23 protein-coding genes are annotated in these 25,339 nt (G+C 67.9%); 3 read left to right on the top strand and 20 right to left on the bottom strand.

From position 1 onward, the window contains the following. Positions 1–15: 15 nt before the first annotated feature. The 7 genes from NWF24_RS23045 to NWF24_RS23015 are packed head-to-tail and all read right to left on the bottom strand — an operon-like array spanning position 16 to position 8,195. The gene (locus NWF24_RS23045; RefSeq protein ID WP_258350575.1) at positions 16–1,005 is read right to left on the bottom strand and encodes an ABC transporter ATP-binding protein; all 990 of its coding nucleotides are present in this window, start codon (positions 1,003–1,005) and stop codon (positions 16–18) included. Continuing rightward, entirely contained in the window at positions 1,002–2,033 is a 1,032-nt protein-coding gene (locus NWF24_RS23040; RefSeq protein WP_258350574.1) for an ABC transporter ATP-binding protein, read from the bottom strand. Before NWF24_RS23040 ends, NWF24_RS23045 begins: the two co-directional genes overlap by 4 nt. A 10-nt stretch (positions 2,034–2,043) precedes the next feature. After that, entirely contained in the window at positions 2,044–2,946 is a 903-nt protein-coding gene (locus tag NWF24_RS23035) for an ABC transporter permease (protein ID WP_258350573.1), read from the bottom strand. A 19-nt stretch (positions 2,947–2,965) separates the two neighbouring features. Next, positions 2,966–3,901: an ABC transporter permease gene (locus NWF24_RS23030; protein ID WP_093049926.1), complete on the bottom strand. Its 936-nt coding sequence runs from the start codon at positions 3,899–3,901 to the stop codon at positions 2,966–2,968. 27 nt (positions 3,902–3,928) lie between these two features. Beyond that, positions 3,929–5,500, bottom strand: coding sequence for an ABC transporter substrate-binding protein (locus tag NWF24_RS23025; RefSeq protein WP_258350572.1), 1,572 nt, complete (start codon positions 5,498–5,500; stop codon positions 3,929–3,931). A gap of 40 nt (positions 5,501–5,540) precedes the next feature. Continuing rightward, complete coding sequence (locus NWF24_RS23020) at positions 5,541–6,992, bottom strand: M81 family metallopeptidase (RefSeq protein WP_258350571.1); 1,452 nt, start codon at positions 6,990–6,992, stop codon at positions 5,541–5,543. Positions 6,993–7,037: 45 nt separating this feature from the next. Next, positions 7,038–8,195 (bottom strand): NAD(P)/FAD-dependent oxidoreductase, encoded by a 1,158-nt coding sequence (locus NWF24_RS23015; RefSeq protein ID WP_258350570.1) that lies wholly within the window; start codon positions 8,193–8,195, stop codon positions 7,038–7,040. Positions 8,196–8,398: 203 nt separating this feature from the next. On the opposite strand from NWF24_RS23015, the gene NWF24_RS23010 reads away from it, so the two are divergent. Continuing rightward, the gene (locus NWF24_RS23010) at positions 8,399–9,133 is read left to right on the top strand and encodes a helix-turn-helix domain-containing protein (RefSeq protein ID WP_258350568.1); all 735 of its coding nucleotides are present in this window, start codon (positions 8,399–8,401) and stop codon (positions 9,131–9,133) included. Positions 9,134–9,136: 3 nt separating this feature from the next. Here NWF24_RS23010 and NWF24_RS23005 read toward each other — a convergent pair whose 3' ends face one another. From NWF24_RS23005 to NWF24_RS22985, 5 genes are read right to left on the bottom strand one after another with little or no spacing between them, the layout of a single operon-like run. Next, positions 9,137–10,327 carry a DUF5624 domain-containing protein gene (locus NWF24_RS23005; RefSeq protein ID WP_258350567.1) on the bottom strand — a complete coding sequence of 397 codons (1,191 nt, stop codon included), beginning with the start codon at positions 10,325–10,327 and terminating at the stop codon, positions 9,137–9,139. A gap of 14 nt (positions 10,328–10,341) precedes the next feature. Beyond that, positions 10,342–11,418 carry a hypothetical protein gene (locus tag NWF24_RS23000; RefSeq protein ID WP_258350566.1) on the bottom strand — a complete coding sequence of 359 codons (1,077 nt, stop codon included), beginning with the start codon at positions 11,416–11,418 and terminating at the stop codon, positions 10,342–10,344. Positions 11,419–11,449: 31 nt separating this feature from the next. Next, a complete protein-coding gene (locus NWF24_RS22995) occupies positions 11,450–12,343 on the bottom strand; it encodes an amidohydrolase family protein (protein ID WP_258350565.1) in 894 nt (297 codons plus the stop codon). Positions 12,344–12,384: 41 nt separating this feature from the next. Further along, positions 12,385–13,386 carry a Bug family tripartite tricarboxylate transporter substrate binding protein gene (locus tag NWF24_RS22990; RefSeq protein WP_258350563.1) on the bottom strand — a complete coding sequence of 334 codons (1,002 nt, stop codon included), beginning with the start codon at positions 13,384–13,386 and terminating at the stop codon, positions 12,385–12,387. Next, positions 13,370–14,215, bottom strand: coding sequence for an HpcH/HpaI aldolase family protein (locus NWF24_RS22985; protein ID WP_258350562.1), 846 nt, complete (start codon positions 14,213–14,215; stop codon positions 13,370–13,372). The genes NWF24_RS22990 and NWF24_RS22985 overlap by 17 nt, the downstream gene beginning before the upstream one ends. 111 nt (positions 14,216–14,326) lie before the next feature. On the opposite strand from NWF24_RS22985, the gene NWF24_RS22980 reads away from it, so the two are divergent. Beyond that, the gene (locus NWF24_RS22980) at positions 14,327–15,235 is read left to right on the top strand and encodes a LysR substrate-binding domain-containing protein (protein ID WP_093075366.1); all 909 of its coding nucleotides are present in this window, start codon (positions 14,327–14,329) and stop codon (positions 15,233–15,235) included. A 10-nt stretch (positions 15,236–15,245) separates the two neighbouring features. On the opposite strand, the gene NWF24_RS22975 is transcribed toward NWF24_RS22980, so the two are convergent. Beyond that, positions 15,246–16,484, bottom strand: coding sequence for an MFS transporter (locus NWF24_RS22975; RefSeq protein WP_258350561.1), 1,239 nt, complete (start codon positions 16,482–16,484; stop codon positions 15,246–15,248). A gap of 234 nt (positions 16,485–16,718) precedes the next feature. On the opposite strand from NWF24_RS22975, the gene NWF24_RS22970 reads away from it, so the two are divergent. Beyond that, positions 16,719–17,987, top strand: a complete 1,269-nt coding sequence (locus NWF24_RS22970; protein WP_258350560.1) for a M20/M25/M40 family metallo-hydrolase — start codon at positions 16,719–16,721, stop codon at positions 17,985–17,987. Between the two features lie 27 nt (positions 17,988–18,014). Here NWF24_RS22970 and NWF24_RS22965 read toward each other — a convergent pair whose 3' ends face one another. From NWF24_RS22965 to NWF24_RS22935, 7 genes are all read right to left on the bottom strand, one after another. Further along, on the bottom strand, positions 18,015–20,015 hold the full coding sequence (locus NWF24_RS22965; RefSeq protein ID WP_258350559.1) for a DUF3300 domain-containing protein: 2,001 nt from the start codon (positions 20,013–20,015) through the stop codon (positions 18,015–18,017). 149 nt (positions 20,016–20,164) lie between these two features. Beyond that, positions 20,165–20,803: a DUF3299 domain-containing protein gene (locus NWF24_RS22960; RefSeq protein WP_258350558.1), complete on the bottom strand. Its 639-nt coding sequence runs from the start codon at positions 20,801–20,803 to the stop codon at positions 20,165–20,167. A 15-nt stretch (positions 20,804–20,818) separates the two neighbouring features. Beyond that, positions 20,819–22,081, bottom strand: coding sequence for an ABC transporter permease (locus NWF24_RS22955; RefSeq protein ID WP_258350557.1), 1,263 nt, complete (start codon positions 22,079–22,081; stop codon positions 20,819–20,821). Next, positions 22,078–22,824 carry an ABC transporter ATP-binding protein gene (locus NWF24_RS22950; RefSeq protein WP_258350556.1) on the bottom strand — a complete coding sequence of 249 codons (747 nt, stop codon included), beginning with the start codon at positions 22,822–22,824 and terminating at the stop codon, positions 22,078–22,080. Before NWF24_RS22950 ends, NWF24_RS22955 begins: the two co-directional genes overlap by 4 nt. A gap of 4 nt (positions 22,825–22,828) precedes the next feature. After that, on the bottom strand, positions 22,829–23,428 hold the full coding sequence (locus NWF24_RS22945) for a DUF2796 domain-containing protein (protein WP_258350555.1): 600 nt from the start codon (positions 23,426–23,428) through the stop codon (positions 22,829–22,831). Then, positions 23,425–24,333: a sulfurtransferase gene (locus NWF24_RS22940; protein WP_258350554.1), complete on the bottom strand. Its 909-nt coding sequence runs from the start codon at positions 24,331–24,333 to the stop codon at positions 23,425–23,427. The genes NWF24_RS22945 and NWF24_RS22940 overlap by 4 nt, the downstream gene beginning before the upstream one ends. 39 nt (positions 24,334–24,372) lie before the next feature. Beyond that, on the bottom strand, positions 24,373–25,305 hold the full coding sequence (locus tag NWF24_RS22935; protein ID WP_258350553.1) for a DMT family transporter: 933 nt from the start codon (positions 25,303–25,305) through the stop codon (positions 24,373–24,375). Positions 25,306–25,339: the final 34 nt, after the last annotated feature.

Below are 25,339 nucleotides of genomic sequence, written 5' to 3'. Positions count from 1 at the left end.
TCCTTTCTTTCTTCTTCAGCGGAAATGGCAGGCAACCCAGTGGCTGCCGTTCGCGGACGACGGTCGCTCGGTCAGCTCGGGCGTCCTCTCCTTGCACACAGCCTGCGCCATCGGGCAGCGTGTATGAAAGCGGCACCCCGAAGGCGGGTTGGCGGGGCTCGGCGGATCGCCCTGCAGCAGCATGCGTCGCGCGGGCGTGCGCGGGTTGGGCACGGGCACGGCCGACAGAAGAATCTCGGTGTACGGATGCAGCGGCGTCGAGAAAAGCGTGTCGCGGTCCGCAATCTCCACGATGTGCCCCAGGTACATCACTGCCACGCGATGACTGATGTGCCGCACCACCGCAAGGTCGTGCGCCACGAAGAGATACGCGATGCCGAACTCTGCCTGCAGGTCCATCAGCAGATTGACCACCTGCGCCTGCACCGACACGTCGAGCGCCGACACCGGCTCGTCGCACACGATCAGCTTCGGGTTCAGCGCCAATGCTCGCGCAATGCCCAGCCGTTGCCGCTGTCCGCCGGAGAACTCGTGCGGAAACTTCTTCGCCGCCTCGGGCCGCAGCCCGACGCGCGAGAACAGCCACTGCACGCGCTCGCGCCGCTCGGCCGCCGCGCCCATGCCGAAGTTGCGCAGAGGCTCGGCCACGATGTCTCCGGCCGTCAGGCGCGGGTTCAGCGAGGCATACGGGTCCTGAAAAATAATCTGCAGCTGCCGCCGGCGCATGCGCATGTCCTCGGCGGACAGCGTCAGCAGCTCTTCGCCCTCGAGCTGCACCGAGCCCGAGGTCGGCTCGACCAGTCGCATGACCGACTTGGCCGTGGTCGTCTTGCCGCAGCCCGATTCGCCGACCAGCGACAGCGTTTCGCCGCGCGCAACGGAGAACGACACGCCATCGACCGCCTGGATCGAAGGCCTGGCCGGCCGCAGCCAGCGCTTGGGCGAGATGTAGTGCTTGCGCAGGTTGCGCACCTGCAGCAGTGGCGTTGCAGCGGTCGTCGTCATGCAGCCATCTCCTCGGTACCTGCCCAGTGTTCTTCGACTGCAAAGCACGCCACCACATGGTCGCCGCCTTGCTGCACGAGCTGCGGCGTCTCGGCGCGGCAGCGTTCGCGCGCATGGCTGCAGCGCGCCGCAAAGGCGCAGCCGCGCCCGAGTTCGTGTGCGGCCGGCACCAGCCCCGGAATCTCGGTGAGCCGTGTGCTCGCGGTGTTCATCGCAGGCATCGAGGCCATCAGCGCGCGCGTGTAGGGGTGCAGCGGGCGGTCGAACAGGTCGATCACGTCGGCCTCTTCGACCTTCCTGCCGGCATACATGACCACGACGCGGTCGCAGCTTTCTGCCACCACGCCCAGGTCGTGCGTGATCATCACCACGCCCATGCCCAGCTCCTTCTGCAGGCGCTTGATGAGATCGAGGATCTGCGCCTGGATCGTCACGTCGAGCGCCGTGGTGGGTTCGTCGGCGATCAGCACTTCGGGGTTGCAGGCCAGGGCCAGCGCGATCATCACGCGCTGGCGCATGCCGCCCGAGAGCTGATGCGGGTACTCGTTCACGCGCCGCTCGGGCTCGGGGATCTGCACCACGCGCAGCATTTCGACCGCGCGCTTCATCGCATCGGCACGGTTGGCCTTCTGGTGCAGCTGCACCGTCTCGGCGATCTGCCGGCCCACGGTGAGCACCGGGTTCAGCGATGTCATCGGCTCCTGGAAGATCATCGAGATGCGGTTGCCGCGAATCTGCCGCATTTCGCGTTCGCTGAGCTGCATCAGGTCGGTGCCGCGCAGCCGCACCGCGCCCATGTGGCGCCCGGGCGGCGTGGGCACCAGCCGCAGGATCGACAGCGCCGTCACGCTCTTGCCGCAGCCCGATTCGCCGACCACGCCGAGCGTGCGGCCCGCGCGCACCGTGTACGAAACCCCGTCGACCGAACGCACCACGCCCGCCAGCGTGTGGAAGTGCGTGCGCAGGTTGTCGACTTCGAGCAGCGGCTCGCCGGGGGCGAGTGCGGTGTGGGACATGGTGAGCGTCATGACATGTCCTTCACAGTTGCCGCGCAAGGCGCGGGTCGAGCGCATCGCGCAGGCCATCGCCGAGCAGGTTGATCGCCAGGACCGTCGCCGCCAGCAGCAGCCCCGGATACAGGATGATGTGGAACGCCACCGTCACGAAGTTGCGTCCCTCGGCCATCATGTTGCCCCAGCTGGGCGTCTGCGAAGGCACGCCCACGCCGAGGAACGATAGCGCGGCTTCGGTCAGCACGGCGGCCGCCGCCACGAAGGTGGCCTGCACCACCAACGGCGCCACGATGTTCGGCAGCACGTGGCGCACCAGGATCACCGGCAGCCGCGTGCCCACCGCATGCGCGGCCTCCACGAACAGCTGCTCGCGCAACGTGAGCGCGAGCGATCGCACCAGCCGCACCACGCGCGGAATCTCGGGCACCGTGATGGCGACGATCACTGTCGCGAGGCTGGCGCGCGTCACCGCCATGAGCGCGATGGCCAGCAGGATGCCGGGGATGGCCATGAGCCCGTCCATCACCCGCATGATGGGCCCGTCCGCCCAGCGCACGAAGCCCGACACCAACCCGAGCGCAATGCCGAAGCAGGTGGCCAGCACCGCGACCGCGGCGCCCACGATCATCGACACGCGACCGCCCCACACGGCGCGGCTGAACACGTCGCGCCCCAGCGCATCGGTGCCGAACCAGTGCTCGCCGGAAGGCGGTTGCATGCGCGCGAGCGGGTCGATGTCTTGCGGATCGTGCGTGGCGATCCACGGCGCGGCAATGGAGAGAATGGCCACCGCGATCAGCAGCAGCGCGCCGATGATCAGCGTGGGGTGCTTGCGCACCCAGCGCCAGCGCGGCGGCACGAAAGGGGCTTCGTCGTCGGCCGCGGCGTCGGGTGTCTGGATGGTGTTCAAGGGAAGGACCGTGGACATTGCGTGGGGTTCTTCTTCATCAGTACTGGATGCGCGGGTCGAACAGGCGGTAGCTCAGGTCGATCAGCAGGTTGATCAGCACGTACACCCCCGCCGACAGCAGCAGCACGCTCTGAATCACCGGGTAGTCGTGCCGCTGCACCGAATCGATCACGAGCCGGCCCACACCCGGAATGGCGAACACCGTTTCGGTGACCACCACGCCGCCGATCAGCAGCGCGATGCCCGCGCCGACAGTGGTGGCGATGGGAATGGCCGCGTTGCGCAGCGCATGCCCCAGCACCGGCAGCACGCCCAGGCCCTTGGCACGCGCGGTGCGGATGTAGTCCTCGTGCAGCACTTCGAGCACGGTGGCGCGCGTCATGCGCGTTACCAGCGCGATGTACACCAGCGCGAGGTTCACGCAGGGCAGCACCAGCGAACGCAGCCATTCACCCGGGCCCTCGGCAAAGTGCACATAGCCCTGCACCGGAAACCACGGCAGCTGGACCGCGAAGCTGTAGACCAGCAGGTAGCCCACCAGGAACACCGGCACCGAGAAGGCCAGCACCGCGAACAGCATCACCAGCCGGTCGATCCAGCTGCCCGCGCGATGCGCCGCGAGCGTGCCCAGCGGCACCGACACCACCAGCGTGATGAGCATGGTCAGCGCGGCGATCGACACCGTCGGCTCAAGCCGCTGCCCCAGCAGCTGCGCCACTGGCATCTGCGTGAAGATCGAGGTGCCGAGGTCACCGGTGAACAGTTTGCCGACCCAAAGCGCGAACTGCTGCCACAGCGGCAGGTTCAGGCCGAGCGCGGCGCGCAGCTTCTCGATGTCCTCGGTGGTGGCGAGGTCGCCCGCGATGAGCGCGGCCGGGTCGCCCGGCGACAGGTGGATCAGCAGGAACACCACCACGGCCACCACTGCCATGACCGGGAGCGTCGAGAGAAAGCGTCGAACGATGTAGCCCATGGCGATGCCTTGTGCTGGCGCTTCGTCTTACTTGTCGAGTACCCAGACCGTCGGCAGGCCGGCCCAGAGTTTGTCCAGCCCCTTGAGGCTGGCGCGCGCGGCGAACGCGGCCGAGTACTGGCCCGCGTTGATGTACGGCACGGCTTCGTAGGCGCGGCGCTGGAAGGCGTCGAGCAGCTCCTTGCGCTTGGCCGGCACAGTCTCTTTCAGCCATGCGGTGCGCAGCTCGTCGAGCGGCTTGTCGCAGGGCCAGCCGGGCAGCGTGTTGCCGCACGCCGCGCCCAGGTAGGCATTGGCGATGGGCGAGTTGGCGTCGAATTCGCCGGCCACGGTGACGTACATGTTCCAGCCGCCCGCGTCGGCCGCATCGCGCTTGGCGCGGCGCGCGCCGATGGAGGCCCAGTCCATGCTTTGTGCGTCGACGTTCAGGCCGATGCTCTTCATTGTCTGCGCGGCCATCAGCGCCTCGGCGTTGAGGTAGGGCACGTCGCTGGGCACCATCAGCACCACCTTCTCGCCCTTGTAGCCGGAGGCCGCGAGCAACTGTTTGGCCTTGGCCACGTCGGCCTTGCGGTAGGGGTCGGCACCGGCGGCCGTGTCGTTGGGGCTGCCGCAGATGAAGTAGGTGGCGCAGTAGGCCATGCGCATGTCCAGCGGGAAGCCCATGGCCGCCACGAAGCGTTCCTGGCTCACGGCCTGCAGCAGCGCCTGGCGCACCTTCGGGTTGTCGAAGGGCGGGTGCAGCTGGTTCATCACCAGGAAGCCCTGGTAGGTGCCGAAGGCGCCGATCTTCACGCTGGTGTCGGTGCGCAGCGGCGCGATGTAGTCGGGCGGCAGCTGTTCGATGAGGTCGACCTCGCCGCGCTTCAGAGCGGCCACCGCGCTGTTGGCGTCGGGCAGGTAGAGCCATTCGACGCGATCGAAGCTGCTCTTCTTGCTGCCCGACAGGCCGCTCGGCGGCTCGCTGCGCGCCACGTAGTTGGGGTTGCGCACGAACACCGTCTTGTTGCCCGGCACCCATTCGTCGCGCTTGAAGATGAAGGGGCCGGAGCCCAGCACCTCGGTCAGCGGCGCGGTGGCCGGCATCTTGGCCAGCCGCTCGGGCAGGATCACCGGCGGAAAGCCCGAGGGCTTGGCCAGCGCCTCGAGCACCATGCCGAAGGGCTCGTTGAGCGTGAGCGTGAAGCTGCGCGCATCGGTTGCCTTCCACTCGGCGCCGCTCGCCACCATCGCGCGGCCCAGGCTGTCGCGTGCGGCCCAGCGCTGCAGCGAGGCGATGGCGTCGGCCGAGGTGACGGCGCTGCCGTCGGAGAACTTGAGGCCCGGGCGCAGCGTGAAGCTCCACTGCTTGCCGTCTTTCGAGGTCGTGTACTTATCGACCATCTGCGGCTGGGGCTTGCCGCTCGCATCCTGCGCGAACAGCGTGTCGTAGACCATGTAGCCGAAGTTGCGCGAGATGTACGCCGTGGTGAAGGTCGGGTCGAGGATCTTCAGGTCGGCGTGCGCCACCACCTTCAGCGTCTTGGGAGGCGGCGTCTGGGCGAACGCCGGAAGGGAAAGCACCAGGGCAGCGAGGGCGGCAAGCGTTCGTCGTTTCATCGTCGGTTCTCCGGTCGGGGGCGAAGGAAAGAAAAAGAGGTCAGGCGGCGACGCCGATCGGCCACTTGGGCAGGCGGGCCTTGCGGTACGGCAGCGTGTTCAGATCGAGCGTCACGGCGCCCGGTGCGCCCGCGTAGATGACGTGCTTCGCCACCTTGGAGTACGAGGCATAGAAGTGCTGCGACGACTTCACGACGATGATCTTCTTCGCGGCGAGGTCGCAGCCCAGCTGCGTGAACAGGTCGGTGCCCATCGCCTGGTTGCGCAGCGTGATCAGCACGATCTCGATGCCGTTCGCCTCGATCAGCGCGCTGTCGCCCATCAGCGTGGGCGTGCCGGCCAGGCCCGTCATCACCAGGTCGTGCTTCAGCGCCTTCACGGTGCATTCCAGATCCAGCGGATCGCCCGAGAGCGGGCTGATCTTGCCGCCGATGCGCATCTGCAGCCTGGCGCCCACGCCTGCGTCGAATGCAATGCGCACCGCGATCGGGTCCCACAGCGGGCCCAGCGCCGCGTTGGTGATGCCGCGCTCGACCATGCGGCGCAGGATGAAGGTGGAGTCGCTTGCCGCACCGCCGCCGGGGTTGTCCGCACCGTCGGACAGCACCACCGGGCCGCCGTCGAAGGCCAGCGCTTCGTCGAGCGAGGCATCGATGCTCGGGTAGTTGACCGTGAGGCCGTCGCGCATGGCGATGACCTCGTCGGCGAGCTGGCGCGCAAGAGCGTCGGCTTGGGCCTGGTTGCCATCTGTGTAGACCAACACCTTGGTGCCCATTTCGGACACGTCGCCCCAAGAGAAGCCATGCGTGAGCGACACCGACAGCACGCCGTTCTTGCCTTCGAGCGACTGCATGCGCTCGACGAAGCCGCGCGCCGGCTGGCGCGAGGTATGGACCGTGACGATCATGTCGCAGTCGACCACCGCGGCCACCGGCTTGACCTTGCCTTCGACCATGGCGGCGCAGAGGTCCACCAGCTCCAGCCCGCGTTCGAGTACGTCGGTGTGCGGGTACTCCTTGAACGAGATCATCAGGTCGGAGTTCTGCACCATCTCGGGCGTGAGGTGGTTGTGCGGGTCGAGCTCCGCGCCGATCACCACGCCAGGCCCGACGATCTGCCGCACGCGCGCCAGCAGGTCACCTTCGCAGTCGTCGTAGCCGTCGGCCACCATCGCGCCGTGCAGGCCGAGCAGCACCATGTCGACCGGCAGCACAGCGCGCAGGTCGGCCAGCAATTCGTCGCGCAGGGTTTCGTAGGCGTGGCGCGTGGTGGTACCGCTGGGCTGCGCGCCGGCCACCATGCCTTCGAAGAGCGTCCAGCCCTTGTCGGCGCCGCGCATGCGCGCGGCCCACAGCGGGCCCGAGAACAGAGTCATCGCTTCGGGGTGCTTGCCGGCGGGGAAGTAGCCACGGTCCTTGAAGGAGGCGAGGCCGGTCGGCATCGGGCCGAAGGTGTTGGTTTCGGTGGCGAGGGAGGCACTGAAGACGCGCATGGTGATGTCTCTTGGAGTGGGTTGTTTTTTGTCGTGCGTCCGCGCTCAGGCCGTGGCCGTGCGCAGCCGCTGCGGGCCCAGCATCTCGGCCGTGAGCCCGAAGGAGGCGATGCGCTTCGGCAGCGGCAGTCCGCGTGCCAGCGCGGCGCAGGCCTCGCCCATGGCGGCCGATGTCTGGATGCCGTAGCCGCCTTGCGCCGCCACCCAGAAGAAGCCGGGCACGCCGGGCTCGAAGCCGCCCACCAGGTCGCCGTCAGCCACGAAGGAGCGCAGGCCGGCCCAGGTGCGGGTGGGCCGGCGAATGGCGAGCGTGGTCGCTTCCTCGATGCGGTGCATGGCGATGGCGATGTCCATCTCTTCGGGCTGTATGTCCTGCGGCTCGACCGGATCGGCATTGGCCGGCGAGCCGAGCAGCATGCCGGCGTCGGGCTTGATGTACCAGCCCTCGTCGGCACCGAACACCATGGGCCAGTGCGCGACGCTCTGGCCTTCGGGCGGCGCGAAGATGAAGGCCGAGCGCCGGCGCGGCTCGATGCCCAGCTGCGGCACGCCCGCCATGCGCGCGACGGTGTCGACCCATGCGCCCGCCGCGTTGAGCACCACGGGCGCCTCGTACACGGCGCCGCCGGCCTCCACGCGCCAGCGCTCGCCCACGCGCTCGATGGCCGTCACGCCGGCATCGCACACCAGCTTGCCGCCAGCGCGCCGCATGCCGCGCAGGTAGCCCTGGTGGATGGCGTGCACGTCCATGTCGGACGCATCGGGTTCGTACACCGCGCCCATCACTTGCTCGGGGCGCAGCGCCGGCACCATCTCGCGGGCCTGCTCGCCGCTCAGGCGCGAGGCGCCGGTGTCCATGGCGCGCAGCACCTCCCAGTGGGCTTCGAGCTCGGCCATGTGGTCGGCACCCGCGACCATCATCGCGCCGCGCGGCGTGAGCAGCGGGTGCTCCGAGAAGCCTTCGGGCGGATGTTCGAGGAAGGCACGGCTCGCCATGGTGAGGGCGCGCACCTGCGGAGTGCCGTAGCTTTCCATGAAGAGGGCGGCAGAGCGGCCGGTGGAGTGGTAGCCAGGCTGCGACTCGCGTTCGAGAAGGATCACGCTGGCATGCGGCGCGAGCCAATGGGCCACCGAAGCCCCGGCGATGCCGCCGCCGATCACGAGGAAATCTGCCACGACGGGCGTTGGGGTGCTGGAAGTCATCGGCAAAAAGTGTAGGTACAAATTTGCGGATACGCAAATTGATTTGGTGGCACCAAGGGGAAACCATGGTGCACCGCTTCGGTGAAATTTGCGTCAACGCAATTTGCGTATACGCAACTTCCGCGCCCGCGTCATGCGGGTTGGCATGGATGGCGCACCGCCCGGCTGGCAGAATCCACTTGCATCACAAGAGAAAGCCAAGCGTGAATCCACACACAGGGACCAGGACGGCGACAAAGCCGAAGGACGAGCCGCCCACGCTGGACCGCACCACTTTCGGTCATCGCCTGCGCAGTGCGCGCAAGCGTTTCGGCTGGACGCTGGCACAGCTGGCCGAGCGCTCGGGCGTGTCGATCACCACCATCTCGCGCGCCGAGCGCGGCCAGTTGGCGTTGGGCTATGAAAACTTCACCGCGCTGGGCCGCGCGCTCGAGATGGACATGAACGCGATGTTCGCGGGCGCCGGCGTCAAGCCCGCGCAGCTCGACGGGCCGGTGGTCACGCGCGCGGGCAAGGGCGTGGTGTACCGGGGGCTGTCGATTGCCTACGAGTTCCTCGGCACCACGGCGGCGGGCAAGCAGATGAGCCCCATCGTGGGCACGGTGCATGCGCGGCGCATCCACGGACCGGAAGACTTCGTGCGCCATGCGGGCGAAGAGTTCGCCTATGTGCTGTCAGGCGAGATCGAGGTGCACTTCGACAATGGCGAAGTGCTGCACATGGCGCGCGGCGACTCGCTGTACTTCGACAGCCGCCTCGGCCATGCGTACATCAGCGTGAGCCGCCAGCTCGCGCGGATCGTGGGCATGACCATCGGCGAGAGCCGGCACATGCAGTCCGCGCGCGAGGGAGAGGCGCGCAAGGCGCCGGTGCCGGCCAAGTCCGCGGCACCCAAGACCGTGAAGGCCAAGGCGCCAACAAGCGGAAGGGGCGCCTAGCCCTCAGGAGAAATACGCGGGGTAGTCCGTGCCGTCGAGGCCCGGCACCACCGCCTTCAGCGGTTCGTTGCCATTGCCCTGCAGCTGATCCGCCGCGTAGTCGGTAACGCACCCTGCCAGCAGTTGCCGCGGGTCTTCGAGGATCACGCGCATGCGGGTGTTGAGCGCATGCCAGTCCTCCGGTCCACCGATGGCGGGCATCTCGCTGACTTCGGTGGTGTCGGGCTGCAGCACCGGCCGGCCGCCACGCCCGGGGGCGAAGCGCGGATAGCCCTCGTACATCATCGGCCCCAGGTCGCTCATGGCCCGTGTCGCCCACCAGAGCTTGCGCATCGGCGCCTCGTGGGCAGACACGGCCGCCAGGTCGACGGGGTAGGTGAAGGTGGGCGCCGGTGCATGCGGTGCGATGTACACGCGCTCCAGTGGTAGCGCATGGTGCGACGAGGCGAGGATCATCGAGCACACGGCGTTGGTGCTCCAGGTAACGCCCGCGGTGGGGCGGCCCTGCCTGCCCACGATCAGCACCATTGCGTTCGCCCAGTCGATGCGGTGGCGCTCGAACCACGCGATCACGCGGTGCCCGGTGTCCAGGCCGACGAGGAAGAAGGTGGCGATCATCACCTTGTTCATCGGCACGCTCGCGCCGATGGCATCGCCCGTGGCTTCGAGGTAGTGCGTGCGCAGGTCGGCGGCAGTGAGGGTTTCGGGGTGGGCGAGGGCGCGCTCGATGTAGCGCTCTGTGGCTTCGCAGGCGTAGTGCACCATGTTCGCGATGGCCGTCTCGCGGCCCCGGTAGGCGGGCACCGCGATGTCGTCGCGCCAGAGCGCCACGCTGTTCGCTTCACGCGCGGCCACGGTGGCGGCCAGCAGGCGTTCGGTTTCGCTGCGCCACAGCGTGCCTTCGGGGTCGAGTTCGCGCAGCCGCACCAGCGAGGCCAGTGCGGGGCCAAGGTGCGACACCGCCGCCAGCTCCTTGAAGCCGCGCGTCGTGAGCCGGTAGCCCTCGACCTCCGGCGGCCTGCCCCTGCCGGGGAACAGGATGAAGTCGGCCGCCGTGGCAACGATCAGCGCCGCGTCGGGCGCGGCCTCGGCGGTGGCGTGCGTCATCTTCGCGCCGATGCTGTCGGCGCTCGCGGTGTAGGTCTCGAAGAGGCGCAGGAACTCGGGGCTCTGGAAGTTGGGGTTTGCCGTCATGGTGGGGCTCCTGTCTATGCGCCGAGCCGGTACACCTTGCTCGGCGTGCGAAAGCGGATGTCGGCGCCGAGGCTGTTGGTCACCACCAGGTAGGCATGGCCGTTGTCTTCGAAGGCGCAGGCATCGGTGGCGCCGGAGGTCGGAAACTCGCGCTGCGGCACCAGCTTGCCGTCGGCGAAGCGGTAGCCAACCGAGGTCAGCGAAGTGATGGGCGCCTCGCGGCTGCCGAGCAGGAAGTTGATCTGCACCAGCTCGCCGCCCTGCGCATCTTCGCGCCAGACAAACTCGCGCCCGCCGGGGCCGCTCAGCGTCTGGTGCGCGACGAAGCCGGTGCCGTTCCAGCGCAGCAGCACGGTGTCGTCGTGCAGGCAGGCAAAGGCCAGCCAAGCTTCGCCCTGTGCCTCGAAGAACTGGAAAGCGCGGCCGGTCTTGCCGTCGAGCAGCTGGAAGTCTTCGAAGCGCGTGCCGCTCCACAGCATGACGCGCGAGCGCGCCACGTGATCGGCATAAGCCAGGAAGCGCTGCCCGCCAATCTCGAAGAACGCGAAGTTGTAGCCCCAGGTCGAGTCGATGACCTGGAACTCGGCGAAGCGCTCGCCGTTCCATTCGTAGATGGCCGACTTCGACGGATTCCGGGCCTCGGTGCCTTCCATCGCCACGCCCTGTGCGAGCGCCAGAAAGTGGCGTTCGCCGATGGTGAAGTGCGTCCATTGCTTGGCCGCGAAAGTGGGCACGCGCTGGAACTCGGTGAACGCGCCGTCCTTCAGTTCGAAGATGACCGAGTCGACATTGAGCTCGTACGGACCGGCGCCCGACTTCAGGCTGGCGGTGGCCAGGAAGGCGCGGCCGCCGATCTCGAAGAACTCCGCGTCCTCGCCCCCCGGCACGGGCAGTCGCGCGTGCGGCACGAAGGCCTCGTCCTGCCAGCGGTAGACCAGCGCATCGATATTGCTGTTGCCCACGGTGATCATCGCGGGTTGCCCCGTCACGTCGACCGCGAGCTGGGGCACCACGAGGTAGCGCATGCCGCCGTGAATGAAGGTCTCCGCCGCGCGCGCGCCGGAGGTGTCGAGGTCCTGGATGTTTTTCATCGCGGTCGTTCTTTCGTTCGGCATTCGCACCTTACTGCGGTATCGGCGCAAAGCCGAACAGCCGCGCCGGGTTGTCCACCAGGATGCGCTGGCGCGCCGGTGCGTCGGGCGCCCATGGCGCGAGCAGATTCAGCAGCTCGCCGGTGTCGCGCGCGCCGTCGGGAATGTGCGGCCAGTCGCTGCCCCAGATGGTGCGTTCGGGCAGCGCGTCGACGATGGCGTGCGCCAGTGGGCGCAGCTTTTCGAAGTTGCCGTCCTTGGCCACGCGGTAGGGGCCGGAGAGCTTCATCCAGCCGCGCCCGTCGGCCAGCACCTTCAGCAGGAGGTCGAAGTCCTGCCGCGTGAGGCCGTCGCTCTCGAGCATGTAGCCCATGTGGTCGATGACGAAGTCGGCGTCGATGTCGCCCAGGTACGGAATGAGGTCGCGCACCACCCAGCCCGGCGTGTAGAACTGCAGGTGCCAGCCCAGCGCCTTCGTCATGCGCACGCTGCGCTGGATGTACTGCACCAGCTCGGCGGTCGGCAGGCCCGAGCGCAGGAACAGGTCGAGCCGCAGCGCGCGCACGCCGCGGCGGTGCATGTCGTGCAGCGTGTCTTCGGTGACGCTGTCGGCCACCATGGCCACGCCGCGCGCACGCTCGCCTGCGATGTCCAGGGCGTCGAGCATGCAGCGGTTGTCCGTGCCGTAGAAGCTGGGCTGCACGATCACGTAGCGCGCCAGGCCCAGCGACTCGCACATGGCGTCGAGCTTGGTGAGCGGGCCGTCGGGCAGCGTGTAGTGCGGCTGGTCGACGTGCGGGTAGCGGTCTTCGCTTTCGAACACGTGCACGTGCGAGTCGCAGGCGCCGGCAGGCACGGTGAAGGAGGGGCGCGCCAGCGTGTCGGGTGCGCGCATGGTCGTGGAAGTGAGGATCTGGGAACTCATGGTGTCGAAGGAAAAAAGATGAGAAAAAAGTCGATGAAGGCTCATTCGAGCGAGATGCCGCCAGCGGCAATCAGCCGGCGGTTGCGCTCGAGTTCGGCGGCGACGGTGCGGCGCATCGTCTCGGCGTCGGGCGTGACCGGCGCGAAGCCCTGCGCTTCGAGCGCCTTGAGCGTCTCGGGCCGGGCCAGCACCTCGCGCAGCGCTGCGGTGGTCCGTTGCCGCGCAGCCGCCGGCACACCGGCCGGCAGCACGATGCCGACCCACGAGCGGTAGGTGTAGTTGCGCAGCGCGTCGATGCCGGTCTCCGCGAAGCTCGGCACCGCGGGCAGCGCAGCCCAGCGGGTCGATGCCGTGGCGGCCAGCGCCCGCGCGCGGCCGTTCGCCACGAAGGGCACGATGGGCGAAGTGACGTAGGCCATCATGTCGACCTCGCCCGCGATCAACGCATTCATCGCTTGAGCCTCGCCCTTGTAGGGCACGTGCCGCGCCGTGATGCCGAGCGTGTGCAGCAGCTCCTCGGTCTGCAGATGCAGGCTGGTGCCGACGCCGAAGGAGCCGTATGTCAACGTGCCGGGGTGCGCCTTCGCATAGGCCACGAGCCCCGGCATGTCGGTCACGGGCAGGTCGGCGCGCACCGCCAGCACGCCGTCGTTGAAGGCGACGATGCCGAGCGGATCGAAGTCCTTGAGCGGGTCATAGCCCGCCGCCTTGTCGACCACCGGATTGACCGATGCGATGGAAGGCGAAACCGCGATCAGCGTGTGGCCGTCGCGCGCGGCCCGCAGCGCCGCTTGCACGCCGATCTTGCCGGCCGCTCCGCCCTTGTTTTCGACCACCACTGGTTCGCCCAGCACGGAAGACAGGCCCTGCGCCACGATGCGTGCGACGCGGTCGATGGGGCCACCCGGCGGCGTCGGCACGACGAGGGTCGTCGCTCCTTGTGCAACCTGGGCGAATGCCGAGCCCGGCAAGGCCAGCATGCCGAGCAGCAGTGCGAGCACGGCACCTGTGCGGCGCAGGGCTGCTTCAGCGCACGACCGCATCGCCGTTCTCCACGCCGACCGAACTCAACGCCTTCGCGACGCGCTCGTGCGCGGCGGCCAGCAGCATGTCGGTGTCGATGCCGGTCATGAGGAAAGGTGCCGCGCCGCGGTGCACCAGCTCGGCCGAGTAGGCCGCGTCGGCAATGCCGCCGATGGCGAGCGGCTTGCCCACGCGCAGGCAGGCGGCCAGCGCCGTCTCGTGCGCGGCACGAACCAGCGGGTGCTTGAAGTCGCCGGCCACACCCAGCTCGGCGCTCAGGTCGTTGGTGCCGATGCCCACGATGTCGATGCCCGGCACCGCGGCGATGCGCTCGATGTTCTCGATGCCCAGCGGGCTTTCGATCAGCACCTTCAGCGCAGTGGCGCGGTTCATGGCGACGTTGAAATCCGCCGCAGCCATCTTGCGATAGCCCACGTGCGGCAGAGTGCCGATGGCCGAGCGGTGGCCCAGCGGCGGAAAGCGGCAGGCAGCCACGAGGTCTTCGGCCTGCGCCACGGTCTCGATGCGCGGCGCGATGATGCCGCCCGCGCCGCCGTCGAGCAGCCGGCCGATCACGCCATACTCGCGCTCGGGCACGCGCACGAAGGGCATGAGGCCGATGTCCATTGCAGCGGCGCAGATCTGCACGGCCGCGTCGATGGCGATGCTGCTGTGCTCCAGGTCTATCCAGATCGAGTGGTGGCCGCTGGCCTTGGCGATGCGTGCGATGTCGGGCGTGCGCGAGGCGCGGATGCCGAGCGCCGTCACCGGCAGGCGCTGGCGCAGTCGGCTCACGACGAGGTTGGTCGATGCGGCGTCGGCGGACGCCGTTGCGCTGTCTTGCACCATGCGGGTTCTTCCTTTGTCTCTGTGGTTGTAAAGGTGTGAAGGGATGCTAGAGAATGGGTGTCATATCCGGAAATACCGGATTCGGATTGCATTCGATACGCTGGAGATATCGTGGAACTTCGACACCTGCGCTACTTCGTCGCCGTGGCGGAAGAACTCAACTTCACCCGCGCCGCGGAACGCCTCTACATGGCACAGCCGCCGCTGAGCACGCAGATTCGCGGGCTCGAAGAAGAGTTGGGCGTGCAGCTCTTCGAGCGCGACAAGCGCCGCGTGTATCTCACGCAGGCCGGGCGGCACTTTCTCGACCGGGCGCGCACCATCCTTGCCTCGGTGCAGAGCGCGAAGGACGAAGTGCAGAGCGCGGCGGCGGGCGAGGTCGGCAAGCTCAACGTGGGCTTCACTGCGTCGTCGATGCTCACGACGGCGCTGCCGTCGGGCATTCGCCAGTACCGCGCGAGCTTTCCGGCGGTCGAGCTGCAGTTGCGGGAAATGGCGTCGATGCATCAGCTCGACGCCATCAATGCCCGCGAGCTCGACCTCGGCGTGCTGCGCAAGCCCAATGTGAGCATTCCGGTGGGCGTGACCATCGAGGAGTGGTACTCGGCGCCGCTGGTCGCGGCGATGCCGCAGCAGCACGTGCTCACGCGTGGCAAGGGCATCCACATCCGCGAACTGAAGGACGTGCCGCTGATCGTCTATCCGCGCGACGCGGGCATCGGCCTGTACTGGAAGGTGCAGGAGCTGTGCGCCAAGGCGGGCTTCCGCCCGGCGGTGATGCACGAGACGCGGGAGGCCTCGACCATGGTCGGGCTGGTGGCGGCGGGCTTCGGCGTGGCCATCGTGCCGGCCGACACGCAGTGCATCCAGCTCGAAGGGGTGCTGTACAGCCGCATCCTCGACAAGGACGCGGTGTCGAGCCTGTATCTGGGCTACCGCGATGCAGACGCCAATCCGCACCTCGACAGCCTGTTGCGGCTGTTGCGCGGCACGCAGGTCGCGTCGAGTCGCAAGCGCTGACGACGATCTGTCAGCCGCGCGGCTTGCGGTAAGCGATCCAGCCCAGGGCCGCCGCCGCGATGAAGGCCGGGATCGCGGCGAGCAAGAACAGCTGCCCCCACGGCAACTTCGCACCCACCAGCAGCCCACCGACCAGCGGCCCCACGATGGAGCCGATGCGGCCGACCGACATCGACAGCCCCACGCCGGTCGCGCGCACGCTCGCCGGATAGAAGTGCACGCACAGCGCGGGGATGTTCATCTGCCCGCCGATCACCAGCAGGCCGATGGCGAACACCAGGCAGAAGGCGGCGACCTCGCTGCCGACGATGTGGAAGCCGAAGAAGGGCACGAGCGCAGCGCCCAGCGCCAGGCACAGCGCCACCGGTCCGAAGGGGCTGCGCCGCGCCACCACGAAGGACATGGCGAAGGCGCCGGCCACGCCGCCCACGTTGAGCATCACGCCAGCGAGCGCCGAGCGCTGCGGGCTCATGCCGTTCATGGCGAGCACGCTGGGTGTCCAGCTCAGCAGGAAGTAGCTGACCAGCAGGATCATGAAGGCAGCGGTGGCGATCAGCACCGTGCCCGGGCCGCGTCCGTCTGCGACGAGTTCGGCGAGCGGGCGCTTGGCATGGGCGGGGCTTGCGTCCGCTGCCGTGGTGCTCGTGCGCCCCGACTCGGATATTGCGAACACCAGCGGCAGCAGCGCCAGCGCGAGCGTGCCGCCACCGATGAAGATGCCGCGCCAGCCCACCGACTGCATCAGCGCCGCCGTGATGGCGCCGCCGGCCACCGCCCCAATGGGAAAGCCCAGGAACATGCGCGAGACCGTCGCGCTGCGTTGATCCGGATGCGCATGCTCGGCCGCCAGTGCCGAAATGGTGGGAATCGCGCCGCCAAGGCCGATGCCAGAGAGAAAGCGCCACAGCATCAGTTGCTCCGGGCTGGCCGATGTCGCGCTCAGCAGGATGAAGCCGCCTGCCACCAGGATCGAAGCGAGCAGCAGCCGCCGGCGGCCGAAGCGGTCGGCCGCCGCACCCACGGAGAGTGCGCCCACCACAGCGCCCGCGAAGCTCACGGCGAACACCTTGCCGAAGGCGCCGGGCGGCATGCCCCATTCCTTGGAGATGAGCGGCGCGACGAAGGACAGCATCAGCGTGTCGTAGCCGTCGATCAATGCGATCAGGAAGCAGACGACGATCGAGAAGCGGCTGGCGTAGGGGAGGGCGCGTGGCGGGCGGCTGGCCCCGGCGAGTGGAAGCGATGACATGTTTTTGTCTCCTGATGGATGCAGCTGCTCTTTGGCGCTGATGCGGCCGATGCTAGGAGCCGCCATGCATATCCACAAATACATTTTCCGGAATGCATTGCGGTAGCTTTTGCGTATGGAGCCCTGCGGCGGACCAGTCGGGCAAACCCTGTCGTTGCCGTGTCCCCGATTTGCTCGCACGGCACGAGCGCGTGGCTATGCTGTGTGCCGTCATTCACTCCCGAGAAAAACACCATGAGCTTGCGTTTGTCCTCCTTCCCGCTTCGTTCCATGGCCCTGGCCTGCAGCCTGGCGCTCGGTGTCGTCGCCGGTGCACACGCCGCGCCCGATGCGAAGCTGCTCGCCGCCGCCGAGAAGGCACAGCCCGCGGTGATCGACAACCTCAAGGAGATGGTGCTGATCGAATCGGGCAGCCTCAACGTCGACGGCCTGCTCAAGATGGCGGACGTGGTGGAAGGGCGCCTGAAGGCTGCCGGCTTCAAGACCGAGCGCCGCAAGGCCACTGCCGGCGCGGGCGCCGACCTCGTGATCGGCACGATCAAGGGCACGGGCAAGCGCAAGATCATGCTGCAGGGCCACATGGACACGGTGTATGCGCCGGGCATCCTGAGCAGCCAGCCCTACAAGGTCGATGGCAACCGCATCTACGGCCCCGGCATCGCCGACGACAAGGGAGGCCTGGCCGTGATGATGGCCTCGCTGAAGATCCTGGCCGATGCTGGCTGGCGCGACTACGACACGCTCACCGTGCTGATGAACCCCGACGAGGAAGTGGGCTCGGTCGGTTCCGGCGAACTGATCGCCACCATGGCCGACCAGCACGACACAGTGCTGTCGTTCGAGCCGACGGCGGCGAAGTCGGTAGCCAAGGGCGAGTCGCTGCTGCTGGGCGCGGCCGGCATCGCGCAAGCCACGATGGAAGTGAAAGGCCGCGCGGCACACGCCGGCGCCGCGCCCGAACTGGGCCGCAACGCGCTGTACGAGCTGTCGTACCAGATGCTGCAGACCAAGGATCTCGCCAAGGACATCCCCGGCGTGACGCTCAACTGGACCGTGGCGCGCGCCACTGGCCCGATCAACCAGATCACCGAGAAGGCGCAGGCGCTGGGCGACATCCGCATCACGCAGCCCGGTGCCGAGAAGAAGCTCAACGAGGTGCTGCAGGCGAAGATCGCGGCCGGCAAGCTCATTCCCGATACCGAGACCACGGTGAAGGTGGAAGTGGGCCGCCCGGCCTTCATCGCGGGCGACAAGGGCCGCGCGCTGGCTGAGAAGGCGCAGGCCATCTACAAGGAAATCGACCGCGACCTCGCGCTGACGCCGATGACCGGCGGCGGCACCGACGCGGGCTATGCGGGTCGTTCGGGCAAGGCGACGGTGGTCGAGAGCTTTGGCCTCGCGGGCTTCGGCTACCACGCGCGCGACGAGTACATCGAAGTCGACTCGATCGTGCCGCGCCTTTATCTCGTCACGCGGCTGCTGACCGAGATCGGCAAGAACTGATAGACGGCGTCCGACGGCGCGGGCGCGCTACTGCTGTTGCTGTCCGGGCTCGCCGGGCCGGCCCGGCGGGCGCCGCGCCGCAGCCGCTGCTGCTGCAGCGGCCGCGCGCTGTTGCTGCTGCTGGGCCTGCTGCTGTTGGTGCTGCTGCTGTTGCTGTTGGCGCTGGATCTGTTGTTGTTGCTGCTGCGCCTGTTGCTGGGCGCGGGCCTGCTGTTGCTGCATCTGCTGCTGACGTTGCTGCTGCTGTTGTTGCATCGCCTGTTGCTGCTGTTGTGCGCGCGCGGCCTGCTGCTGTGCCTGTTGTTGCCCCTGTTGCTGGCGGCGTAGCTGCTCCTGCTGGGCTTGCTGCTGCTGCCGGGCCTGGTTCTGGGCCTGCTGCTGTTGTGCTTGTTGGCGCTGGACCTGCTGTTGCTGCTGTTGGGCCTGCTGTTGTGCGCGGGCCTGTTGCTGCGCCTGCTGTTGCTGCTGCATCTGCTGGCGGCGCGACTGTTCTTGCTGGGCCTGTTGCTGGTGCTGCTGGCGTTGCTGTTCCTGCACCGCCTGCTGCTGTTGGCGCTGCTGTTGCTGCGCCTGCTGTTGCGCCAGCTGTGCCTGTTGCACTGGCTGGCCTTGCTGGCGGTGCGCAGGGTCCTGTTGCTGCTGCTGGAGCCGGGCCTGGCGTGCCTGCTGCTGTTGCTCGCGCGCTTGCTGTTGTTGCTGTTGTGCCTGCAACTGCTGGGTCTGCTGCTGCGAACGTTGCTGGGCTTGTTGCTGCGCCTGCTGTTGATGCATCAGGGCTTGCTGCTGGCGGACTTGTTGTTGCTGTTGCTGCTGTTGTTGCGCAAGCGCCGCCTGCTGCTGTTGCTGCTGGCGTTGTTGTTGCTGCTGCGCGAACAGTGCCTGCTGCTGTTGCGCAGGGCCCGGGCCGGCCGCGAAGTTGGGTGGCGGCGCCCCCGGCGGCAGCGCGCCGCGCGGTCCGCCATTGTTGTTGTAGACATTGCGCACGTTGTTGTTGACCACCGTGGTCGAGCGCGAGATGTAGGTGCTGTTGTTGTAGACCACGGCCGGCCGGGCGAAGGCCGGCTGCACCGCCGGCCCGCGATCGCGGTCACGCCCGCGCGGTGCGCCCCAGTTCATGTTCCACGAGTGCCAGCCCCAGTCGTGCCGCTCCAGCGCGGCGCCCACGATCACGCCGGCTCCGAACGCGAGCGCACCGGCAGCCGCCACCTGGCCGCCGCTGTAGCCCCGCGACACCACCTCGACCGGCGGTGCATAGGCATAGCCGGGATAGATCGGCTGCGGCTCGCCGTAGATGACTTGCGGGTCGTACGCCGGCACGTACACCACGTCAGGCTGCACGGGCTCGATGGTGATGAACTGCGGCGGCGGCTCGATCATCGCGGGGCCTGCGTACATGGGCTGCATGTCCGGCGAGGGCGCGTAGTTCTGCGGCGGTGCGGCGCTGGCCACGCGCAGCTTGTCGTTGTTCTTGAGGCGGCCCGCCTTCGATGCACGCTGGCGCATGACCTGGATCGCGTTCATCACGTCGGCCGGGTCGTTGTAGTAGGCCTGCCCGAGTGCCTCGGTCCACGGGATGTTGCCGGCCATCTGGTCGATGACGGGGCGGAACGCGGTGAGCGACTTCACGCTCGGGTCCCAGGGCTGCTGGTTGGCCGCGTCGGACAGCGGGCCTGCCTTGAGGTTGCGGTTCTGCGCAAGCCATTCGTGCGCGGCGGTGATCTGCTCGGGGTAGGTGGCACCGGCCAGGACCTGGGCCACCAGCTTGTCGGGGTAGAGCGCGATGGGTGCGACCATCTGGTAGAGCTGCTCGGCTGAGGGCGGCGTGTAGGTGGCCTGCACCGGGGCTGCCGCTGGGGCCGGTGTCTGCGGCACCGAGGGTGCGGGCATGGTGGTTGCCGGGTCTGTGGCGGCGGCAGTGGGTGCGGCAGCCGGCGTACTGGGGGTCTTGTCGCAGCCTGCGAGGACCAGAGCGCCGATGCACAGCGAGATCGTCAGCAGTCGCGGGGCGAGGGGGAGATTTGTTGTCATCTGGAGTTCCATGAGGACGCCTGCGTCGTGTCCGGAACTCTTTCAACGGTGCGCGGCAACAGGCGATGACAAAGCCTGCGCCGTGGATGCAACGGTCTGTGTCGGTGGTGCGCCGTCAAACCTGTCGGCGCAGAACCACACGGCAGGGGTTACTTGGCGCCGCCCGTGTACTTGGTGACGGTGGCGGCGCTCACGTGGTAGCCGCTCACGCCCATCATCGAGTCGTTGCGCAGGGTCTGCAGCTTGCCGGTGACCCACACGGTGTCCATGGCGCGGAACTTGGCACCCTTCTGCGGCACCACGTGCAGGATCTGGTTGGCGGGCGGCGGCGGCGTGTGGATGCAGGCGCCGAAGTAGGGCACCAGCAGGAACTCGGTGACTTCGCCCTTGGCCTCTTCGAGCGGCACGATGAAGCCCGGAATCTTGACTTCGGTGCCGTTCATCGCGGGGTTGGTCGGCGCGTTGTTCGACACCTCCTGCATCTTCATGAGCAGCTCGTTGGCGCGCGGGTCGCCATCGTCGAGCGCGCTCAGGTCCATGCCCTTGAACTCCTTGGCCGGGTCCCAGTCCTTGGGCACCAGTTCTTCCCAGGTGATCTGGCGTGGCTGGCCCGGCGTGGCCTTGGCTGCGGCGGGCGCTGCAGCCTTGCCACCCAATGGGTTGGTGGCGGTGGTGTCCTTGGGCGCGGGCTCGGCGGCCCAGGCGGCGGCTGCGAGACCGGCACCTGCGACCATCATTGAAAGCCGGATGAAAGCTTTGCTCGTGAACGTCGTGTTTGCGATGGGCATGGCAATGGGCATGATTCAAATCCTCGGTGAGAGGCCGTCGGCAAGGGAGAGTCGGTAGGCGCGGATGCCAGGCAAGAGGCTTGCCAGCCATCCAGCGACCAGCAGGCTTGCCATGAGCAGCCATTCGTTCAGTGTAGGTTCTGAAAGGCTCAATGTCAGCCCGAACTGTGCCTGCAGCCATGGCGAGAGCAGGGCGATGCCGAGCACCGCCATCACCACGCCGAAGGCCACGCCCAGCACGGTGACCATCGCGCCTTCGAGTGCGAGCAGCGCCAGCACGTGGCGAAGGCCCGCGCCCACGGCGCGCAGCACGGCGAGTTCGCGGCGGCGTTCGTTGAGCCCGGCCATCACCACAGACACCAGCCCTGCGAGGCTCACCAGTGCGACGAGCGCCGACATCAGCAGCAGTGCGTTCTCGCCGATGCCGATCACGCTCCACAGTTCGTCGAGCGCCACGCCGGGCAGGATGGCCATGAGCGGCTCGCCGGTGTAGGTCGAGATCCAGCGCTGCACGCCGAACACGGCGGCGCGGTTCTTCAGGCCCACCAGCGCGGCCGTCACGTTCTTGGGTGTGAGGTCGAACTTGCGCACCTGCTCGGCCGGAATGTGCACGCCAGGCATCGGCGCGCCGCCCACCCATTCGAGGTGGATGGCTTCCATGGCCGCGAGGCCGATGTGCACTGTGCGATCGACCGGCGTGCCGGTGCGCGCGAGCACGCCGACCACGGTGAAGGGCTTGTCCGCATGCTCGGCCACGTTGAGCTCGCCGCTGCCGTGCGCGAGCGTGATCTTCTGGCCCACGTGGTAGCCGAGCTTGTCGGCCACTTCGGCGCCGACCACCGCGTCGAACAGTTCGTTGAAGGGCTTGCCCTCGCGCAGCTTCAGCGTCTGCTTGTCGCCGTAGCGGAAGTGCGTGAAGTAGTCGGTGGAGGTGGCCAGCACCGCGAAGCCGCGGTGCGAATCGCCGAGCGACAGCGGCACCACCCAGTCGACGCCAGGGTGCTCTGACAGCGCCTGCACGCTCTTCCACGAGATGTTGTTGGTGGCCGCGCCGATGCGGAATACCGAGTACAGCAGCAGCTGCGTGGAGCCGGTGCGCGCGCCCACGATCAGGTCGGTGCCCGAGACGGAGGATGCGAAGTTCTCGCGCAGCTCGGTGCGGATGCGTTCCACACCCAGAAGAAGAAAGGTCGACAGCGCGATCGAGAACACCGTCAGCGCGAGCGTGAAGCGGCGGTTCCAGGCGCTGCGCCAGGCAATCGAGAAAAGTGCCTTCATGCGTCCACCGCCATCGCGCTGCTCGCTGCGCGGTTGATCTCGGGCAGCAGCACGTGTCGCACAAAGCGCTGCGCGATGCGCTGGTCATGGCTCACGAATACGAGCGCGCTGTGGTTCTCGGCGCAGGCCGTCAACAGCACGTCGAGGAAGGCTTCGCGTCGGTCTTCGTCGAGTGCCGAAGTGGGCTCATCGGCAATCACCACTTCGGGCTGGCCGATGAGAGCGCGCGCCGCGGCCACGCGCTGCTGCTGGCCGACGGACAACTGCAGGGCCTGGCGTTTCCACAGATTGCGGTCGAGCCCCATCTGGTGGAGCAGGTGCTCGGCTTCGTCGCGCGAGCTGCCGTTGCGCGCGGCATTGGCCTCGCGCCGCTGCGAGAAGCGGCAGGGCAGCAGCACGTTGTCGATCACGCTCAGGTACGGCAGCAGGTTGAACTGCTGGAAGATGTAGCCCACGTGCGCCACGCGACTGCGGTCGCGCGCGGCGCCCGAGAGCTTGGACCAGTCGTGCCCCAGCAGCGTGACGCGGCCTTCGTTGGCCACCAGCACGCCGGCCAGCAGAGACAGCAGTGTGCTCTTGCCACAGCCGCTCGGGCCATGCAGGAACACCGATTCGCCTGCGGTGATACGAAAGGCTTCGATGTCGATGCACGGCGTTTTCACGCCGGGCCATGCGAAGCGCAGCGCTTCGGCGGCGAGCACGACGCGCAAGGGCGAAGACTCTGCCTCGGGATGGGTACTCACAGTGTTACTTGCCCCAGCTCAATCGAGCAGGCTGCGCTGCCTGCGCGCCTGCCGGGCGCTTGAGCTGGCGCTTGAACTGGCCTTGCGCCGTGGCAATCTGCGAGTCGATCTGGCGCAGGCCCTTGAACACGCTGAACAGGTTCAGGTCGATGAACTTCGCGGCGGCCGCGTTGGTGCAATTGAAGGAGAAGGTGGCGTCGAGGTCGGCATGGCCGACGGGCTCGCTCGGGTCGGGGTTGCCCAGGCCCAGCGCGCCGGAGCGCAGGTCGACCGGGCCGAGCTTGCAGTTGGCTGCCGGATCGACGATGAAGAGCTTGTCGGCCGCGCGCAGCTGCGCAACTGCTTCCTCGACGAGCTTCTTCTCGGCGTCGGTCTTGGGTGCGCGTTCGAAGCCGACGATGTTGTCGAGCGGTGATTCCATGTCGATCACCACCGTGGGGCCGTCGACGGCCACGTCGAGCTTGAGCTGGCCGTGCACGTGGGCGTGCTGTTGCTGGGCCTGCGCGGTGAGGAACGGGGCGGCCGCGAGGAGGGCGGCGGCGATGGCGAGGCCGGTGGTGCGGCCAAGGCTTCGGGAACGTCGATTCGTCGTCGTCAATGTCATGGTTCAGCGCCTTGCCGGGTCGGCAGCCCCGGCGTGTTGCTCCATTCGCTCCAGCTGCCGGCATAGAGCGCGGTCGTCCCGAATCCCGCGATCTGCATGGCGAGCAGATTCGGCACGGCGCTCACGCCGCTGCCGCACTGGTGGACGACTGTCGCCGCATCGCGTCCCGCGAGCAGCGCTTCGAACTCGGCACGCAATTGCGATGCCGGCTTGAATTTGCCGTCGGGGCCGAGGTTCTCGGCGAAAGGCCGGTTGAGGGCCCCGGGGATGTGACCGGCAATCGGGTCCAGAGGTTCCACCTCGCCGCGGTAACGTGCACCGGCGCGTGCGTCGATCAGGTTCTGGTCAGGCTGGCCGAGCCGGCGCACTACTGTGTCGGTGGTGACGAGCTTCGCAATCGGCTCGCCCATGACGAAGTTCGACTGGAAGCGTGCGGGCTCCTCGCTGCTCGTGACTTCGCCGCCCGCGGCCTGCCAGGCCTGCAGGCCGCCGTCGAGTACGGCCACGGCGTCGTGGCCCATCCACTTGAGCATCCACCACAGGCGGCCGCAGTAGTTGGCGCCGTTGCGGTCGTACACCACGGCCTGCATGTTGTTGGCGAAGCCGATGCTGCAGAGCCAGCCCGCGAACTTCTCGCGGCTGGGCAGCGGATGGCGTCCGCCCGAGGCGGGCAGGCCGTCTTCCTGCGCCACGACCACCTCGCCGTGCGCGCCGGGGGCACCGTGCTTTGCGCTGAGGTCGGTGTCGAGGTTGGCGTACAGCGCGCCCGGAATGTGCGCGGCCGCGTATTGCTGCGCGCCGCTCTCGGGCTTCATGAGGTCGAAGGTGCAGTCGAACACCATGAGAGGCGTGTCCGTCGATTGCAGCTTGTGGAGTTGTTCGACGCTGATGAGGGTGGTGTACATGGTGTGTGTCCTTCTCTGGTCAGGTCAATGCAGAAAGAGTCAGTGTTCCTCGGCCGGCGCCTTGGGCACCGCCCGTTGTCGCAACACGGTTGCAGCAATGCCGCTGGCGATGATAAGGGCCATGCCGGCCCAGCCGGTGGCATCGATACGGTCGTTGAACAGCACCACGCTGTAGAACGCCGCGAACACGATGCCCGAATACTGCAGGTTGGCCACCACCAGTGTGCCGGCCTGGGTCTTGGCGGTGGCGTAGGCGCGGGTCATGCAGAGTTGTCCGAGGGCGGCCAGCAATCCGATCGGCAGCAGCCACATCGCATGCTGCCAGGTCCATGAGCCATGGTCCGAAAACCCGGTGGCCGCCGTGGCGAAGGCTCCGGCCACGGCCGAGCCGACCGCGAAATAGAACACCGTGCGCAGCTCGGGTTCGCCGATGCGCGACAGCGCCATCACCTGCATGTAGGCAAACGCGGCCGTAAGGCCCGACAGCAGGCCCAGCATGCCCGCGAAACCCTCGCTGCCGTTGACGCTGGGCTTGAGCATCAGCACCACGCCCACGAAGCCGGCGAGCACGGTCAGCACCATCGTGCCCTGCAGCGGCGGGCGCTCCACGCGGCCGTCTCGCCCGGGCACCGGCACCCAGGCCAGCAGCGAGCCGCCGACCAGGAAGGCCGCGACCCACACGCTGCTCATGTAGTTGAGGGTGACGGCCGTGGCCAGCGGCAGGTGGGCGATGGCATAGAACCAGGCGCCCAGCGACAGCACGCCGATGGTGCTGCGCCAGGCGTGCATGCCGGGGTATCGGGTGGCCAGCGAGACGCCGCGATTGCGGGCCAGCAGCCAGAGGAACACGATGCCGATGAGGCCGCGGCCCAGCACCATCTCACCGCTGTTGAACCACTCCGAGGCGACTTTCACGACCACGCTCATCGTGGCGAACAAAAAGGCCCCCAGCACCATCCACAGCGCTTGCATCGTTTCGACTCTAAGGTAAGGAAAAAGAGTGCCC

It is taken from the genome of Variovorax paradoxus, from assembly GCF_024734665.1.
Classification (GTDB): domain Bacteria; phylum Pseudomonadota; class Gammaproteobacteria; order Burkholderiales; family Burkholderiaceae_C; genus Variovorax.
This window is presented reverse-complemented; position numbering and strand designations above follow the sequence as displayed.